The 18,655-nt window shown below is 32.2% G+C and carries 19 protein-coding genes and 1 pseudogene; 8 read left to right on the top strand and 12 right to left on the bottom strand.

Annotated elements, in window-relative coordinates:
* The 7 genes and pseudogenes from trpC to ACXQH5_RS01135 all read left to right on the top strand — a co-directional run bounded on the left by trpC (position 1) and on the right by ACXQH5_RS01135 (position 7,357).
* Entirely contained in the window at positions 1–783 is a 783-nt protein-coding gene (gene trpC / locus ACXQH5_RS01165) for an indole-3-glycerol phosphate synthase TrpC (protein WP_000153622.1), read from the top strand.
* A pseudogene (locus ACXQH5_RS01160) lies at positions 783–1,415 on the top strand (phosphoribosylanthranilate isomerase). The gene trpC and the pseudogene ACXQH5_RS01160 overlap by 1 nt, the downstream one beginning before the upstream one ends.
* Positions 1,408–2,622: a tryptophan synthase subunit beta gene (trpB, locus tag ACXQH5_RS01155; RefSeq protein WP_168367455.1), complete on the top strand. Its 1,215-nt coding sequence runs from the start codon at positions 1,408–1,410 to the stop codon at positions 2,620–2,622. The pseudogene ACXQH5_RS01160 and the gene trpB overlap by 8 nt, the downstream one beginning before the upstream one ends.
* Positions 2,615–3,343, top strand: a complete 729-nt coding sequence (trpA, locus tag ACXQH5_RS01150) for a tryptophan synthase subunit alpha (RefSeq protein ID WP_000163620.1) — start codon at positions 2,615–2,617, stop codon at positions 3,341–3,343. The genes trpB and trpA overlap by 8 nt, the downstream gene beginning before the upstream one ends.
* Positions 3,344–3,664: 321 nt before the next feature.
* Positions 3,665–4,927, top strand: a complete 1,263-nt coding sequence (femA, locus tag ACXQH5_RS01145) for a glycine glycyltransferase FemA (RefSeq protein WP_000673315.1) — start codon at positions 3,665–3,667, stop codon at positions 4,925–4,927.
* Between the two features lie 18 nt (positions 4,928–4,945).
* Positions 4,946–6,205, top strand: coding sequence for a glycine glycyltransferase FemB (gene femB, locus ACXQH5_RS01140; RefSeq protein ID WP_000673098.1), 1,260 nt, complete (start codon positions 4,946–4,948; stop codon positions 6,203–6,205).
* A 384-nt stretch (positions 6,206–6,589) separates the two neighbouring features.
* Positions 6,590–7,357 carry a Cof-type HAD-IIB family hydrolase gene (locus tag ACXQH5_RS01135; RefSeq protein ID WP_001213011.1) on the top strand — a complete coding sequence of 256 codons (768 nt, stop codon included), beginning with the start codon at positions 6,590–6,592 and terminating at the stop codon, positions 7,355–7,357.
* 47 nt (positions 7,358–7,404) lie between these two features.
* Here ACXQH5_RS01135 and ACXQH5_RS01130 read toward each other — a convergent pair whose 3' ends face one another.
* The 7 genes from ACXQH5_RS01130 to ACXQH5_RS01100 all read right to left on the bottom strand — a co-directional run bounded on the left by ACXQH5_RS01130 (position 7,405) and on the right by ACXQH5_RS01100 (position 11,913).
* On the bottom strand, positions 7,405–7,878 hold the full coding sequence (locus ACXQH5_RS01130; protein WP_458066418.1) for an SWIM zinc finger family protein: 474 nt from the start codon (positions 7,876–7,878) through the stop codon (positions 7,405–7,407).
* 123 nt (positions 7,879–8,001) lie between these two features.
* Entirely contained in the window at positions 8,002–8,703 is a 702-nt protein-coding gene (locus tag ACXQH5_RS01125; protein ID WP_000571245.1) for an ABC transporter ATP-binding protein, read from the bottom strand.
* On the bottom strand, positions 8,696–9,469 hold the full coding sequence (locus ACXQH5_RS01120) for an ATP-binding cassette domain-containing protein (protein ID WP_000052320.1): 774 nt from the start codon (positions 9,467–9,469) through the stop codon (positions 8,696–8,698). The genes ACXQH5_RS01125 and ACXQH5_RS01120 overlap by 8 nt, the downstream gene beginning before the upstream one ends.
* Positions 9,456–10,286: a nickel transporter permease gene (gene nikC / locus ACXQH5_RS01115; RefSeq protein WP_000548930.1), complete on the bottom strand. Its 831-nt coding sequence runs from the start codon at positions 10,284–10,286 to the stop codon at positions 9,456–9,458. Before nikC ends, ACXQH5_RS01120 begins: the two co-directional genes overlap by 14 nt.
* Positions 10,279–11,265, bottom strand: coding sequence for a nickel ABC transporter permease (nikB, locus tag ACXQH5_RS01110; protein WP_000469944.1), 987 nt, complete (start codon positions 11,263–11,265; stop codon positions 10,279–10,281). The genes nikC and nikB overlap by 8 nt, the downstream gene beginning before the upstream one ends.
* A gap of 170 nt (positions 11,266–11,435) precedes the next feature.
* Positions 11,436–11,621, bottom strand: coding sequence for a hypothetical protein (locus ACXQH5_RS01105; RefSeq protein ID WP_031845103.1), 186 nt, complete (start codon positions 11,619–11,621; stop codon positions 11,436–11,438).
* The gene (locus tag ACXQH5_RS01100) at positions 11,569–11,913 is read right to left on the bottom strand and encodes a 6TM ABC transporter family protein (RefSeq protein WP_000171798.1); all 345 of its coding nucleotides are present in this window, start codon (positions 11,911–11,913) and stop codon (positions 11,569–11,571) included. Before ACXQH5_RS01100 ends, ACXQH5_RS01105 begins: the two co-directional genes overlap by 53 nt.
* A gap of 204 nt (positions 11,914–12,117) precedes the next feature.
* Here ACXQH5_RS01100 and pepF point away from each other — a divergent pair, with 204 nt between their 5' ends.
* Positions 12,118–13,932 (top strand): oligoendopeptidase F, encoded by a 1,815-nt coding sequence (gene pepF, locus ACXQH5_RS01095; RefSeq protein WP_000077558.1) that lies wholly within the window; start codon positions 12,118–12,120, stop codon positions 13,930–13,932.
* 141 nt (positions 13,933–14,073) lie between these two features.
* On the opposite strand, the gene phoU is transcribed toward pepF, so the two are convergent.
* The 5 genes from phoU to ACXQH5_RS01070 form a co-directional block, all read right to left on the bottom strand.
* Complete coding sequence (gene phoU, locus ACXQH5_RS01090; protein WP_000974847.1) at positions 14,074–14,715, bottom strand: phosphate signaling complex protein PhoU; 642 nt, start codon at positions 14,713–14,715, stop codon at positions 14,074–14,076.
* 6 nt (positions 14,716–14,721) lie between these two features.
* Complete coding sequence (gene pstB / locus ACXQH5_RS01085) at positions 14,722–15,573, bottom strand: phosphate ABC transporter ATP-binding protein PstB (RefSeq protein ID WP_000079452.1); 852 nt, start codon at positions 15,571–15,573, stop codon at positions 14,722–14,724.
* 46 nt (positions 15,574–15,619) lie between these two features.
* Entirely contained in the window at positions 15,620–16,537 is a 918-nt protein-coding gene (pstA, locus tag ACXQH5_RS01080) for a phosphate ABC transporter permease PstA (RefSeq protein ID WP_000450291.1), read from the bottom strand.
* Position 16,538: 1 nt separating this feature from the next.
* Positions 16,539–17,465 carry a phosphate ABC transporter permease subunit PstC gene (pstC, locus tag ACXQH5_RS01075; RefSeq protein WP_458066409.1) on the bottom strand — a complete coding sequence of 309 codons (927 nt, stop codon included), beginning with the start codon at positions 17,463–17,465 and terminating at the stop codon, positions 16,539–16,541.
* Positions 17,466–17,655: 190 nt separating this feature from the next.
* Positions 17,656–18,639: a phosphate ABC transporter substrate-binding protein PstS gene (locus ACXQH5_RS01070; RefSeq protein WP_000759237.1), complete on the bottom strand. Its 984-nt coding sequence runs from the start codon at positions 18,637–18,639 to the stop codon at positions 17,656–17,658.
* Positions 18,640–18,655: the final 16 nt, after the last annotated feature.

Genomic DNA, 18,655 nt, shown 5'->3' with positions numbered 1-18,655 from the left:
ATGACGATTTTAGCAGAAATTGTTAAATATAAACAGTCACTTTTACAAAATGGCTATTATCAAGACAAACTTAATACCTTGAAAAGTGTGAATATTCAGAATAAAAAATCTTTTATAAACGCAATTGAGAAAGAACCAAAGCTAGCAATTATTGCAGAAATCAAATCGAAGAGTCCTACAGTTAATGACTTACCTGAACGAGATTTATCGCAACAAATCTCAGATTATGAAAAGTATGGTGCAAATGCCGTGTCCATTTTAACTGATGAAAAGTACTTTGGTGGTAGTTTTGAAAGATTACAAGCATTGACAACAAAAACAACATTACCCGTATTATGCAAAGATTTTATTATAGATCCGCTTCAAATTGATGTTGCTAAACAAGCAGGTGCATCTATGATTTTATTGATCGTTAACATCTTATCGGATAAACAATTGAAAGATTTATATAACTACGCTATATCGCAAAATTTAGAAGTGCTAGTTGAAGTACATGATCGTCATGAATTAGAACGTGCCTATAAGGTTAATGCTAAATTGATTGGTGTAAATAACAGGGACTTAAAACGATTTGTCACAAATGTGGAACATACAAATACTATTTTAGAAAATAAAAAACCAAATCATTATTATATTTCTGAAAGTGGTATTCACGATGCATCTGATGTAAAAAAAATCTTGCATAGTGGTATCGATGGCCTACTAATAGGTGAAGCGCTTATGCGTTGTGACAATCTATCTGAATTTTTACCACAACTGAAAATGCAAAAGGTGAAATCATGATGAAATTGAAATTTTGTGGCTTTACATCAATCGAGGATGTTACAGCGGCCAGTCAATTACCTATTGATGCGATAGGTTTCATCCATTATGAAAAAAGTAAAAGGCATCAAACAATTACCCAAATAAAAAAGTTAGCGTCTGCTGTTCAAAATCATATTGACAAAGTATGTGTCGTGGTAAATCCTGATTTAACAACTATTGAACACGTATTAAGCAATACGCCAATTAACACAATACAGTTACACGGCACAGAATCTATTGATTTTATACAGGAAATTAAAAAGAAGTATTCAAGCATTAAGATTACTAAAGCTTTAGCTGCAGATGAAAACATAATCCAAAACATAAATAAATATAAAGGGTTCGTAGATTTATTTATTATCGACACACCCTCAGTGTCGTATGGTGGTACCGGTCAAACATATGATTGGACTATTTTGAAGTACATAAAAGACATACCTTACTAGATAGCAGGAGGCATTAACTCTGAAAATATTCAAACAGTTAATCAACTTAAATTATCACATCAAGGTTATGATCTTGCATCAGGTATAGAAGTAAATGGGCGAAAAGATATAGAAAAAATGACAGCAATTGTAAATATTGTGAAAGGAGATAGAGAAAATGAATAAACAAATACAAACAGAAGCAGATGAATTAGGTTTCTTTGGTGAATACGGAGGGCAATATGTTCCAGAAACATTAATGCCAGCAATTATTGAGTTGAAAAAAGCTTATAAAGAGGCAAAAGCAGATCCAGAGTTTCAAAGAGAACTGGAATACTATTTATCAGAGTATGTAGGACGCGCGACGCCACTTACATATGCTGCATCATATACTGAAAGCCTAGGTGGTGCTAAAATATATTTAAAACGAGAGGATCTAAATCATACAGGCGCCCATAAAATTAATAATGCATTAGGTCAAGCGTTGCTTGCTAAAAGAATGGGCAAGAAGAAGCTTGTTGCTGAAACTGGTGCGGGTCAACATGGTGGAGCTAGTGCTACGGTTGCTGCATTATTTGATATGGAACTTGTTGTCTTTATGGGAAGTGAAGATATTAAAAGACAACAACTTAATGTATTTAGAATGGAATTACTTGGTGCAAAGGTTGTGGCAGTTAAAGATGGTCAAGGGACTTTATCGGATGCAGTTAATAAAGCATTGCAATATTGGGTAAGTCATGTAGATGACACACATTATTTATTAGGTTCTGCATTAGGTCCAGACCCATTCCCAACGATTGTTAGAGATTTTCAGAGTGTGATTGGTAAAGAAATAAAATCACAGATATTGAAGAAAGAAGGTCGACTTCCGGATGCAATTGTAGCATGTATTGGTGGTGGCTCAAATGCAATCGGTACATTTTATCCATTTATTAAAGATGATGTTGCGTTATACGGTGTTGAAGCCGCAGGTCAAGGCGAGGATACTGATAAACATGCACTTGCAATTGGCAAAGGATCACCTGGCGTATTACATGGTACTAAAATGTATTTAATTCAAGATGAAGGTGGGCAAGTGCAACTAGCACATTCTATTTCAGCAGGACTTGATTATCCTGGTATTGGACCAGAACATTCTTATTACCACGACATTGGTAGAGTAACTTTTGAAAATGCAAGTGATACACAAGCAATGAATGCTTTAATCAACTTTACAAAACATGAAGGTATTATACCTGCAATTGAAAGTGCACATGCACTGAGTTATGTTGAAAGACTAGCGCCTACGATGTCGAAAGAAGATATTATTGTAGTAACTATTTCTGGACGTGGCGATAAAGATATGGAAACAATTAGACAATATATGGCAGAGCGAGGTCTTGCAAATGACTAAATTATTTATACCTTATATTATGGGCAATAAAGATTTGATTGAAAATGCAACATTGTTGAGTGAAAATGGTGCAGATATAATTGAAATTGGTGTACCTTTCTCTGATCCGGTTGCTGATGGTCCAGTTATCATGGAAGCAGGTCAACAAGCGATTAAACAAGGCATAACGATAGATTATATTTTCGAGCAATTAGAAAAACACGGTAATCAAATTAAGTGTCAGTATGTATTAATGACGTATTATAATATTATTTGTCATTATGGAGAACAAGCGTTTTTTGAAAAATGTCGAGATACCGGTGTCTACGGCTTAATTATTCCTGATTTACCATTTGAATTATCGCAGCGTTTAAAACAACAATTTAGTCACTATGGTGTCAAAATCATATCGTTAGTTGCGATGACTACTGATGACAAACGTATAAAAGATATCGTATCACATGCGGAAGGCTTTATTTATACTGTGACGATGAATGCGACAACAGGACAAAACGGTGCGTTTCACCCAGAATTAAAACGAAAAATTGAGTCAATTAAAGCGATAGCCAATGTGCCAGTTGTCGCAGGATTTGGTATAAGAACTCCACAACATGTTGCAGATATAAAAGAGGTTGCAGATGGTATCGTTATTGGTAGTGAAATAGTAAAACGATTTAAATCTAACACGCGTGAAGAAATCATTAAATATTTACAATCTATCCAGCAAACATTGAATAATTAAGTTTACTTGATTTAAAAAAATTAGTCGAATACTGTTTGAAAAAGTGAAAAACGGTGAATTATAAAATTGAATAGAAATGATACAAAAGTAATATGAGCAAACCCAAACGTTCATATTACTTTTTTTGAAATTGTATGCAAAAATCTAAATATTACTATAAAAGTATACGCAATTAAAGCGTTTATGTTTTAGTTTTAACATTAACTATTGTATACTTATTTAGATTAGATTTATTATTTTTGACATTTGCAGAGGGGAAATAGAAAAACTGCAAATACGGAAATGAAATTAATTAACGAGAGATAAATAGGAGTAATGATAATGAAGTTTACAAATTTAACAGCTAAAGAGTTTGGCGCCTTTACAGATAGCATGCCATACAGTCATTTCACGCAAACTGTTGGCCACTATGAGTTAAAGCTTGCTGAAGGTTATGAAACACATTTAGTGGGAATAAAAAACAATAATAACGAGGTCATTGCAGCTTGCTTACTTACTGCTGTACCTGTTATGAAAGTGTTCAAGTATTTTTATTCAAATCGCGGTCCAGTGATCGATTATGAAAATCAAGAACTCGTACACTTTTTCTTTAATGAATTATCAAAATATGTTAAAAAACATCGTTGTCTATACCTACATATCGATCCGTATTTACCATATCAATACTTGAATCATGATGGCGAGATTACAGGTAATGCTGGTAATGATTGGTTCTTTGATAAAATGAGTAACTTAGGATTTGAACATACTGGATTCCATAAAGGATTTGATCCTGTGCTACAAATTCGTTATCACTCAGTGTTAGATTTAAAAGATAAAACAGCAGATGACATCATTAAAAATATGGATGGACTTAGAAAAAGAAACACGAAAAAAGTTAAAAAGAATGGTGTTAAAGTAAGATATTTATCTGAAGAAGAACTACCAATTTTTAGATCATTTATGGAAGATACGTCAGAATCAAAAGCTTTTGCTGATCGTGATGACAAGTTTTATTACAATCGCTTAAAATATTACAAAGACCGTGTGTTAGTGCCTTTAGCGTATATCAATTTTGATGAATATATTAAAGAACTAAATGAAGAGCGTGATATTTTAAATAAAGATTTAAATAAAGCATTAAAGGATATTGAAAAACGTCCTGAAAACAAAAAAGCGCATAACAAACGAGATAACTTACAACAACAACTTGATGCAAATGAGCAAAAGATTGAAGAAGGTAAACGTCTACAAGAAGAACATGGTAATGAACTACCTATCTCTGCTGGTTTCTTCTTTATCAATCCATTTGAAGTTGTTTATTATGCTGGTGGTACATCAAATGCTTTCCGCCATTTTGCCGGAAGTTATGCAGTGCAATGGGAAATGATTAATTATGCATTAAATCATGGCATTGACCGTTATAATTTCTATGGTGTTAGTGGTAAATTTACAGAAGATGCTGAAGATGCTGGTGTAGTTAAATTCAAAAAAGGTTACAATGCTGAAATTATTGAATATGTTGGTGACTTTATAAAACCAATTAATAAACCTGTTTACGCAGCATATACCGCACTTAAAAAAGTTAAAGACAGAATTTTTTAGGAAGGGAATTATCAAAACATGAAATTTACAGAGTTAACTGTTACCGAATTTGACAACTTTGTACAAAATCCATCATTGGAAAGTCATTATTTCCAAGTAAAAGAAAATATAGTTACCCGTGAGAATGATGGCTTTGAAGTAGTTTTATTAGGTATTAAAGACGACAATAACAAAGTAATTGCAGCAAGCCTTTTCTCTAAAATTCCTACTATGGGAAGTTATGTTTACTATTCGAATCGTGGTCCAGTAATGGATTTTTCAGATTTAGGATTAGTTGATTATTATTTAAAAGAGTTAGATAAATATTTACAGCAACATCAATGTTTATATGTTAAATTAGATCCGTATTGGTTATATCATCTATATGATAAAGATATCGTGCCATTTGAAGGTCGCGAGAAAAATGATGCCTTAGTAAACTTGTTTAAATCGCATGGTTACGAGCATCATGGCTTTACAACTGAGTATGATACATCGAGCCAAGTACGATGGATGGGCGTATTAAACCTTGAAGGTAAAACACCTGAAACATTGAAAAAGACATTTGATAGTCAACGTAAACGTAATATTAATAAAGCGATAAACTATGGTGTTAAAGTCAGATTCCTTGAACGTGATGAGTTCAATCTTTTCCTAGATTTATATCGTGAAACTGAAGAGCGTGCTGGATTTGTATCAAAAACAGATGATTATTTTTATAACTTTATTGACACATATGGAGATAAAGTATTAGTACCATTAGCATATATTGACCTTGATGAATATGTGTTAAAGTTGCAACAGGAATTGAATGACAAAGAAAATCGTCGTGATCAAATGATGGCGAAAGAAAACAAATCAGATAAACAAATGAAGAAAATTGCAGAATTAGATAAGCAAATTGATCATGATCAGCATGAATTATTGAATGCTAGTGAATTGAGCAAAACGGACGGCCCGATTCTAAACCTTGCTTCTGGCGTTTATTTTGCAAATGCATATGAAGTGAATTATTTCTCTGGGGGTTCATCAGAAAAATATAATCAATTTATGGGACCATACATGATGCATTGGTTTATGATTAACTATTGCTTCGATAATGGTTATGATCGTTATAATTTCTATGGTTTATCAGGTGATTTTACGGAAAACAGTGAAGATTATGGCGTATACCGCTTTAAACGTGGATTTAATGTACAAATCGAAGAATTAATAGGGGATTTCTATAAACCAATTCATAAAGTGAAATATTGGTTGTTCACAACATTGGATAAATTACGTAAAAAATTAAAGAAATAGATGTAAATGATGTTAGGGCTTATAGTTATTGATACTATAGGCTCTTTTTTATGCTTTTTAATAAAGCCTCTAATGATATATTAAATGACAAGTTTAACAAGTGATTGCAATAAATATAAATATGCATTGCACAACCTATTTGTAAATGATTGAGTTGAGTATACGTTTTAATTCATTCAATATGACTCAAAACAAGTCAAAATGTATTATATTTTTGGTGAATAAACCTTTTATGGAATTTCACATTCTAGTTTACATAATATATATTATAGGAAGTTAAATATCTGTAACGCAAAAGGTACCCTACATCATAATCATTATCTAATATCGTCACATAACTTACTTATGCTATAATCATGGTATTATATTGTTTGGAGTGATTTGATGAGATTTGTCTTTGATATTGACGGTACGCTTTGTTTTGACGGCCGATTAATTGACCAGACTATTATCGATACATTGTTACAATTACAACATGCTGGTCATGAACTTATATTTGCATCAGCACGTCCGATTCGTGATTTGTTGCCAGTTTTACCATCAGTATTTCATCAGCACACATTAATTGGCGCAAATGGTGCTATGATTTCACAGCAATCAAAGATTTCTGTTATCAAACCAATTCATACAGATACATATCATCATATCTTAAAAATAATTCAAAAGTATGAGTTAGATTATATTATTGATGATGATTGGAATTATGCTGCACAACTTGACGCTGAGAACGCTATTTTTGAGCGTTTAGATCCACATAAGCTGGCCAGTTGTATTGATGTTGCAAATATCGACACGCCAATCAAGATTATTTTATTAAATATAGACGTGGCACAAATTACAACTATATTAGACGAGCTAAATAAATGCCATCAAGAATTGGAAATGATTCACCATTCAAATGAGTATAACATTGATATAACAGCGCAAAATATTAATAAATATACTGCATTACAATATATATTTGATGCAGATGTTAAATATATAGCATTTGGTAATGACCACAATGATATTGTCATGTTACAACATGCTAGTAGTGGCTATATTATAGGACCATCAGAAGCATACACACAAGCAATATTGAAACTTGATAAAATCAAACACATCGATAATAATGCACAAGCTATTTGCAAAGTCTTAAAATCATATAAATAAAAACACCCCTATCAAATGATAATCATTATCAATCGATAGGGGCTATTTTAATAAAATTCGTCCTCGAACATTTCATCCTCTTCATCTAATCCAAATAATTCTGCCATTTCTCCATGTTCAATTAACATGTTTAAATATGCATCGCGGAGTTCTTCTTCACTCATATCATTAATCATTTCTTTAAGAAAATCAATCCACATATTTCTGCGAAAGTGATAGTCTTCTTCAACTTCGTTTAACATGATTATATGTTTATTTGCTGCTTCTGGACTAGCTGTAAAGAGTAATGCAATCATATGTTTACATATCACTCGTCTTCCATCAGCATGAGGACAATTACATTTAGATTTTCTAGGATGTTCCATATCAATATAACAACGATAAACTTTGTTACCACTGCCCTTTACTTCAGCCTCATGCTGCATTTCTGAAAATGATTTTAAGTTAATGACGCATTCACTTTGATAATAATTAAAGCCTCTTTCTATAGAACGAATACTTGCAATATCAAGTAATCCCATTAATGATACTCCTTTTTTTTATTATTTTTAAATATAGAAAATAAAATCGATAAGTGTCTAGATTAATATACTTGATTTATCTATATTTTATAACAAGTCTAGAATTATCGCATTCTTAAATAACTAATATGAAAATGCTTGCACTAATTCTTTTGTATAAGGGTGTCTATCAACATTAAATAATTCCTCTATTGTAAAATCATCGACTATCATGCCATCCTTAAGAACGATAATTCTATTGACTAAGCGTTGTAACACGGATAAATCATGAGAAATAACAATAAAATGATTTAAGTTCGTAATCGTTTGCGCTTTTAATATATTGATTACATTTTGTTCAGCTATAACATCTAAATTTGAAGTTATCTCATCACATATTAAAACGCGAGGCTGTACTAATAACGAACGCATGACATTAAATCTTTGTAATTGTCCGCCGCTCACTTCGCTTGGTAATTTAGTCAATAATTGCGCGTTCAACTCAAAAGTAGATAAATGTTGTATTAATAATTGATCCTGAGCAGCATTATCAGTTAGGCCTCTGTAATAATATAACGCTTCTTTTAATGAGGTCTCAATCGTCCAATCAGGGTTAAAGCTAGTTAAAGGGTGTTGGAAAATCGGTAACACAGCATTGTCACTTAAGTAAATTTCTCCTTTAACAGGTTTAAATAAGCCAAGAACCAATGAAGCGAGCGTACTTTTACCACAGCCACTTTCGCCTAAAATACCAACATTTTCTCCATCAGGTATAGAAATATTGATATCTTGTAGCACCATCTGCTTTTTATTATAACCAAAAGTCACATGTTTTAACTCAATCATAGTAATCCCTCTTTAATTGTGTTCTATATTTTATTAGGTGTTCAGTATACGGATGCAAATGCTCATGCTTGAAATGATTAATATTACCTTGTTCAATGATTTGACCTTCTTTTAAAACATTAATGTACTGACAATATTTCAATACATGACTTAAGTTATGTGTGATAATAAATAATGTTTGACCATGTTCTAATACAATATGCTGTAATAAATCCATCACTTGATTACCGTTCAAAGCATCCAATGATGCAACTGGTTCGTCTGCAATAATTAATTTAGGCTCCAACATGAGAACGCTTGCTATGTATACGCGTTCAAGTAGGCCCCCAGAAAGTTGGAAACTATATTTATTTAATATATCTTTGCTTTGTAAATTAACCCACGACAAAGCCTTGTCAATTTTGGACAAAGCCTCTTCTTTACTACTTTTATAATGCTTACGATAAATCGCAGTTAACTGTTTACCTAATTTAGTATGGTCGTTAAAACTTTCTGCATAATTTTGAGAAATATAGCCAATTGTATGACCATAATATTTACTCAATCTACTAACATTTTCGCCATCAAATTGGTACGAATCATACGTGCAGGTTAAATCAAATGGTAAATATTCAAGTAAGGCTTTAGCAATCAAACTTTTTCCAGCACCGCTCTCTCCAATCAGGGCATTAATCTGTTGACTAAAAATTTTCAAATCAATCCCTTTAATAAGTGATTTCTCACTAGTATTCTTTATTGTTAAATTTTGTATATCAATGAGACTCATCATATTCACCTCGTTGTTTCAGCAATCTATCTCTTAGCGCATCGCCGGTTAAATTAAAAATTAAAATAGTTATAGCAATGACTGAAGCAGGTGCAATCAACATAATTGGATGAGACGAAATAAAATCACGACCTTGTTGCAACATAGCGCCCCACTCTGGTGTTGGCGGTTGTGCACCTAACCCAATAAATGATAGTGAACTTATATATAGAATGATTTTACCGAAATCAACGACCATCAAAACGATAATAGCCGGTATAATTTTAGGTGTTAAATGACATATTAATATTGTTCTTGTAGGTACATGAAATAATTGTGCCATTTTTATATAAGGCTTATTCATTTCGCTATTAACTATACTTCTAGTCAACCTTGTGTAATTCATCCATTTTATTATTGTAATTGAAGTAACTAAATTCCATAACGATGGTTGGAAAAAGCTTGCTAAAGCAATCATGATGATAAATTCTGGAATACTTAGACCAACATCAATAAACCTTAACACTAATCGTTCAATCCACCCCTTTTTATATCCGGCAAATAGACCTAGTGTAACACCTATGACAACGATAGCTATTAATGTTAAAACAGTAACAAACAATGTTGAACGTGCACCGATAATAATTCGGGTAAATAAATCTCTCCCATAATCATCAGTCCCTAATAAATGCAACCAACTAATAGGTTCAAAAGTTTGTGATAAATTGACTTTGGTTGCATTTTCACTACTGACAAAGAATTGTAGTACAATCATCACAAATATAAATGCGCCGAATACAAAAAAGATAAGGTTATTCTTTGAAAATATTTTATGCATGACGGTCACTACTTTCTGATATCAATGGTGTATTGGTTTTGTTTTTTGGATTTCCTAATTGTAAACGCTGCTTCGGATCAAGTAATAACGTTAATAAATCAGCAATCGTATTAATAATAACAACGAAGAAGCCAATAAATAACACGCATCCTTGAATAACAGGATAATCTCGAGATTTAATACTATCCATTAATAGATAACCAATACCAGGTATATCAAATAAATTTTCAATCACTACAGTACCACCTATTAGACTACCAAGTGAAATCCCTAATAATGGGATAATCGGTAAAATTGTTGGTTTTAGTAAATCATGAATTAAAATATAACGTTCATTCATACCTCGTAATCTTGATGCTTGTACGATATTACTTTGCAATAACGTCAATAAATTAGAGCGCACTAAACGAATGATGTATGCACACATACCTAAAGATAGCGTGAATACAGGCAATACAAACTGACTTAGTATAACGCTATCTATATTCATTAAATTTGTGACAATAAATAATAAAATAATACCGATAAAGAACGCTGGTAAACTAATTAATAGTGTTGAGATCACTCTAATCACTTTGTCAGATAACTTATGAAATCGTTTGGCTGCTATAATGCCGAGCGGTATAGATATGCATAACGACACTACTAATGTTGAAAAAGATATGAGTAGTGTTATGGGTGCATAGTTGAATAATATCTGTGTTACCGGTTCTTTTGATTCAAAACTTTTTCCTAAATTAAAATGTAATAAATGATTCATCCAATGCCACCACTGTACCAATAAAGAATCATTTAATCCCAATTTATCTTTGGTTGCATTTATTTGTTCCGTCGACACTTGTGCTACATCAAGATGTAATATTTTATCAACAGGATTGCCTGGTGATAATTTCATTAAAATGAATGTAAGTGTAGAAATAACAAATAAAACAACTATCATTTGCATCAGTCTATACAACATAGACTTTATTATGAACATAATAGTCCCCCTCCTTGTGTAAGTTACTAACACTTTCTTTTTACATGAGAATGGCACATGTATATGCAACTTACATATTAAGAACCAAAGTTCATTATAGTATTATCCAAAAAGAAATTGAAGTATATTTAATTTTTTAACAAAATCATTATAAAATATAATATTTTGAATCAAGTCAACCATCTAAAATATAAAAAAGTCAAAACAAAAACAACTATAGCACTGTATTCCACCTCTTTCGAAATAATTGTTACTGCAGTGTAACTTAAAAGTCGATGATTTTGTGCATATAGTTGTCGAATATTATTTTTTATCTTTACGGCGAAGTTCAGCGCCCTCATAGCCGTATTTTTCAATTTGCTTTTCTAATTTACGCGCTTTTCTTTCTTTACGCCAATTTCTAGTAAAATACCATAATAGAAAACTAATTAATAAACTCATGATTGCTAAAAATGCAGCGTATCCTAATAATGGTTGATATTTTATATCTTGAAAATTTGGAATAAAAAATGCAAGCACACCTAATATAACAAATGTAATTACAGCAGATACAAACCATTTATTTAAAACTAAGCAACAGAATATTGTTAATAAAATCATTATTAATGTTGTGATCCATAAATAATTAGGCATATCGAATAATGTCATATTCATTCTCCTTTTATTTCATTACTTTCCTTGTATACATTTTATTATAAATTTTTAAAAACTTAAACAATAGCAGTCAGTTTCAAGCAATATTCTATCTACTATTAGAAAAAACATTGTTCCTTGCGACATGGAAATCGTAACATTATCGTTTACGAGATAAAATTATGTATAATGAATGTATTATACCAAAGGAGTGATTATATGTCTCAAGGTTTACCTTTAAGAGAAGATGTTCCTGTTTCAGAAACATGGGATTTAGTAGACTTATTTAAAGATGATCAACAATATTATGAAAGTATTGACGCTCTAGTACAACAAGCCAATCAATTTCATCATACATATGCAACAACATTAAATTCAATCGAACAAATTAATACTGCTTTAGCTGAATTAGAAAATATTTTAATTGCCTTAGATCGCTTAAGTAATTATGCAGAACTACGTTTAAGTGTAGATACTAGTAATATTGAGGCACAAGTATTGAGCGCTAAATTATCTACTACATACGGTAAAATTGTTAGCCAATTATCATTTGTAGAGTCAGAAATACTTGAATTACCAGAAGAAATACTTCAACAATTAGAAGAAGCATGTCCATATCAACACTATATTAAACAGTTAATTAAACAAAAGCCATTCCAATTATCTGCGTCGGTAGAACAAGTATTAGCAACTTTATCACCTACGCTAAACAGTCCTTATGATTTATACGGCACGACAAAAATGCTAGATATTACATTCGATTCATTTGAACATGATGGTACAACGTACCCTGTCGACTATGCTACGTTTGAAAATGATTATGAAGATAATAAAAATCCTGATTTTAGACGTAAAAGCTTCAAATCGTTTAGCGATGGGATTCGAAAATATCAGCATACTACCGCGGCTACATATAATATGCAAGTACAACAAGAAAAAATTGAAGCTGATTTACGTGGATTTGAATCGGTAATCGATTATTTATTACATAGTCAAGAAGTAACCCGTGATATGTTTGACCGTCAAATCGATATGATTATGCGTGACTTGGCACCAGTTATGCAGAAATATGCTAAACTTTTACAACGTATTCACGGATTAGATAACATGCGTTTTGAAGACTTGAAGATTTCTGTAGACCCTGATTATGAACCAGAGATTTCAATTGAAGACTCAAAAAATTATATTTTCGGTGCGTTAAGTGTTTTAGGTGATGACTATACAAACATGTTACGTGAAGCATACGATCAGCGATGGATTGATTTTGCACAAAATAAAGGTAAAGATACAGGCGCATTTTGTGCAAGTCCATACTTTACACATTCATATGTGTTCATTTCTTGGACTGGTAAAATGGCTGAAGCATTTGTCTTAGCACATGAATTAGGTCATGCAGGTCATTTTACATTAGCTCAAAAACATCAACCATATCTTGAATCAGAAGCATCAATGTACTTTGTTGAAGCCCCTTCTACAATGAATGAAATGTTGATGGCCAATTATTTATTTAACACAAGTGATAATCCAAGATTTAAGCGTTGGGTTATTGGCTCAATTTTATCTAGAACATATTATCATAATATGGTTACCCATTTATTAGAAGCTGCTTATCAACGTGAAGTGTATCACAAAGTAGATCAAGGTGAATCTTTAAATGCGCCGACATTAAATGAAATAATGCTAAATGTTTATAAACAATTTTTCGGAGATGCAGTAGACATGACTGAGGGTGCTGAATTAACATGGATGCGTCAACCTCATTACTATATGGGATTATATTCGTATACGTATTCTGCTGGCTTAACAATCGGAACTGTCGTTTCTCAAAAGATTAAAAATGAAGGCCAACCAGCTGTTGATGCTTGGTTAGAAACATTGAAAAAAGGTGGTAGTGTATCACCTGTCGAACTTGCAAACATTGCCGGTGTAGACATTACTACAGAACAGCCACTTAAATCTACAATTCAATATATTTCTGATTTAGTGGATGAAGTTGAAAAATTAACAGATGAAATTGAGCAAGCAAATAACTAAGATGCGAGACAATTTATAGCAGAACAATATAAACCAAGATTTTCACATTACTAATTGTGAGAATCTTGGTTTTTTTGAGGGTTTATGAATAATAGAAATATATATATTTATCGTAAGGGATTTTATAGTAATAACTTTAAGTTATTGTTCGTAATGTGTACCTGTTAAATAAAAATAAACACTTTCAGCGATGTTAATAATATGATCACCAATACGTTCTAAATGTCTTGCTGCTAAATGAGCTTGTGCAGCGACAAATGGATCGTTATCAATAAGATACGTTGCGTTAATAATATGACTATATAAGTCATCGATATCTTCATCTCGCTCAATTATTTCTCTTATTAATACGGTATCTTTCTTTTTAAATGCTTGATCTAAATCCTTTAACATTAACATAGCTAGTTTACCCATTGTCTTTAAACGGGTTAACACATAATCATCTGTAATCTTTGTACGCAATCGAATATTGGCAATACTCGATGCATTATCTCCTATTCTTTCTAAATCGGAGGCGATTTTTAATGAAGAAATCATCATACGCAAATCACTCGCAATAGGCTGTTGCTTTGTAATTAACATGATAACTCGCTCATTAATATCATAATTTAATTGATTGATATGTTTATCGTTTTTAACTGTTTGTCGTGCAAAGCCTCTATCGTCAATACTTAATGATTTTATACCATTTTCAATACTCACATAGACATTTGCACCTAACCGACGTAATTCTTTTATTAAATCATCAAGTTGCTCCTGATATCGTTGTCTAATTATTGCCATTATATATCAACCAAACCTTCCTGAAATATAATCTTCTGTTTTCTTGTTTGATGGGTTAGAGAAAATTTTATCAGTGTCATCATATTCATTGACATAACCATTTAAGAAAAAGGCAGTTTTATCTGATACTCGAGCTGCTTGTTGCATATTATGTGTAACCATAATAATTGTATACTTTTCTTTTAGTTCTTGAACCAACTCTTCTACTCTTAATGTTGAGATTGGATCTAATGCTGATGTCGGTTCATCCATTAAAATGACTTCAGGTTCAATTGCTAAACAACGCGCGATACAAACACGCTGTTGTTGCCCACCGGATAAACTATATGCATTTGTGTGCAACCTATCCTTTAATTCATCCCAAATTGCAGCGCCACGTAATGATTTCTCAACGATTTCATCAAGAACTTTTTTATTTTTAATACCGTGAATCTTTGGACCGTAAGTAATATTATCGTATATTGATTTTGGAAATGGATTAGGTTGTTGAAAGACCATGCCCACATTTGTACGTAATTGTTCTTTAGAATATTTTTGATCAAAAATGTCTTGATCGCGATATAATATTTTACCAGCTGTTTTGACTGTGGGTACTAACTCAACCATTCGATTCAAAGTTTTAATATATGTTGATTTGCCACAACCAGATGGACCTATAATGGCAGTAATTTGGTTTTCATAAATATCTAAATTAATATTTTGCAATGCATGATTTTCGCCATACCATAAGTCTAAATTTTGTGTTGAATATATAACAGAATGTGAGTTTGTATCATTTGGTGTTTTATGATGACTTTGTGAGACATCAAACGTATGACTTTGAGAAATTTGTTTAGTTTGTGCAAGTGTTTGCGCCATATTTAAAACTCCCTTTTTAATAGATAAATGAGATTGATTGTTTAAATTAGAATTTTTTACTAAATTTGTTACGTAAAATAATCGCAACGCCATTCATTAAGATTAAGATAACTAGTAAAACGATAATGCCTGCCGATGCAACATTCTGGAATTCTTCTTGAGGCATTTTCGCCCAAGTAAATATTTGGATAGGTAATGCTGAAAATTGATCCAATATACTTCTAGGTGTTGCCAATAATATAGTCGGTATACCGATAAGCACAAGTGGTGCTGTTTCTCCCAGTGCTCTTGAAAGAGACAAAATGAATCCAGTTAAAATACCAGGTAACGCTGCTGGTAAGACAACACGTCTTATCGTTTGCCATTTATTAGCACCTAAGCCGTAAGAAGCTTCGCGTACTGAGTTAGGTACAGCTCTAATTGCTTCCTGACTTGAAACAATAATAATTGGTAATATCAGTAAGGTCATTGTTAGCGCTGCTGCCAATATACTGTTACCCATTTTCAAGGCTTCAATCCCTGCACCACCAACGAACAAAGTGTAACCTAATAACCCAAATACAACTGATGGTACACCAGCTAAATTGGAAATACTGATTTTAACAAACTGAGTAAATTTGTTGTTTTTCGCATATTCTTCTAAGTATATAGCTGTACCTATTCCTAGGATGATTGATAATGGAATGATACTTAACATTAACCAAAGTGAACCTATTAACGCGCCTTTAACGCCAGCCATGGATGGTGTTGAAGAAGAAAAGTTAGTGAAAAACTGTAAATTTAAATGACTTATCCCTTTAATCAATGTTTGAGTTAACAACGCAATAAGTACGACAAGCCCTAATAATGTACATGCTAAAAATATGAGTTTGAACACTTTATTTTTAACCGTTCTGGATGATAAATGTTTTTGGACAAGTTGTTGATCGACGAGTGATTGTCTATTATTATCTGTCGTTTCCATATTAATACTCCTCCCTAAAACGCTTAGAAATCCATTGAGAAAGTAAATTCATGATTAAGGTAAAGATAAATAATGTGAATCCTACAGCATAAATACTGTAATAAATATTTGATCCAAATGTTGCATCACCTGTCACTATCTCAACAATATATCCAGTCATTGTTTGAATCGAACTTGTTAAACTTAATGAAGCTGTTGGCGAACTACCTGCCGCTAATGATACAATCATCGTTTCTCCAATTGCTCTTGAAATCGCGAGAACGATTGAAGCTACAATACCTGATGTTGCTGCAGGAAGTACGACTTTAGTTGCTACTTCTAATTTAGTTGCTCCAAGTCCATAGGCACCTTCTCGAATTTTATTTGGTACAGATGCCATTGCATCCTCACTCAAACTTGTGATGAGAGGGACAATCATAATACCGACAACTAAGCCGGGACTTATAGCATTAAACTCTCCAAGACCTGGTATGAAAGATCTTAATACTGGTGTAACAAAGGTCAATGCAAAGAAACCAAACACAATTGTTGGTATTCCTGCTAAAATTTCTAATATCGGTTTAATTATGCGTCGTGCACGGTCACTTGCATATTCACTTAAATAAATTGCTGCACCAAGCCCGACAGGAACTGCAAATATAGTCGCAATAACTGTGATTTTTAAAGTCCCTATTATCAATGCCCAGATTCCAAACTTAGGGTCTGAACCGGTAGGATTCCAAGTAGTAGAAAATAGAAATTCAGTTATTGGAATTCTGGTGAAAAAAGTGATGGTTTCTAAAAGCAATGTGATTAATATACCTAGTGTTGTTAAAATGGAAATCGCTGAAATTGCGGCTAAAATAACTGGTATAATTTTGTCATTATGCTTCCCTTTTTTATTATTATTTTTTTCAATTAAAGCTTTAACATTAGTAGATGAAGTCATAATCAAACCTCTTTCTATTACTCCCAAAATAATTAGATTTGTAAAATAATGATGAACCACTATTTTAAGTTGATAAGCTTGTAGACTAACTGAATGTCAAAATCAGCGTCTCGATAAATCAAGCTTTATACTCTAAATAATGATTCACCATCAAAATCATGTTTCAAGACACATTTGAAATTGCGTCTTATTATTTTTTGTCTTCAGACTTTTTATCATCAGATTTCTTGTCGTCTGATTTTTGATTTTTATCAATAAATGCTTTTAAATCATCTAGTTGTGATTTGTATGTTTTCTCTGGTGCTGCTACATATCCAGCTTCTTCAGCTGCTTTACCTTTATCTTCTAAGACGAATTTGATAAATTCTGACATTACTTTATTATCTTTCAATGCTTTTTCATTTACATAAATGAATAATGGTCTACTTAATGCATAAGAGTTATCTTGAATTGTTTTTTTCGTAGGCTCTGTTGCTTTACCATTTTCATCTTTGATTTTAACTTCTTTTAATTTATCTTTATTTTGTACGTAGAAGTTATATCCAAAGTATCCGATTCCCTCTTTGTTTTTCGTTACAGAAGAAACGATAGCATTTGTATCAGCATTTTTTTCTGCTTTAATATCTTCTTTATTCATCACTTCATTTTCGAAGAAGTCATAAGTACCATGACTTGAGTTTGGTGATACAGCATTTATTTTTTTATCTGGCCATTTACTATTAACATCTTTCCATGTTTTAGCTTTTCCAGAATAAATTGCTTTTAATTGCTGTTTGTCTAATTCATCTACAAAATCATTTTCTTTATTTACAGCAACCGTTACACCATCTTGCGCAATTTTGAATTCTTTGTATTTGATATTCTTATCTTGTAATTTTTGCTTCTCTTCATCTTTAATTGGTCTAGAAGCATCAGCGAAGTCGATATCACCTGCAATGAATTTTTGGAAACCAGCACCTGTACCAGCTTGTCCTGCTGAGATTTTAGCATCAGAGTAATCTTGAGCCCATTTTTCATTTAATTTCTCCACAATTGGTGCTACTGTTGATGAGCCATCACCTTTAGCTTCCCCTTTTAAATCACTATTACCACTGCCACCATTACCGCCACCACAAGCACCTAATAATAGTGTTGCACCTAAAGCTGTAGTACCAACAAATTGCCATTTTTTCATTGAAATATCCTCCCTG

The organism is Staphylococcus sp. SA22 (genome assembly GCF_054165785.1).
The sequence above is the reverse complement of the archived record's forward strand: the minus strand, read 5'-3'. Positions and strand labels throughout refer to the sequence as shown.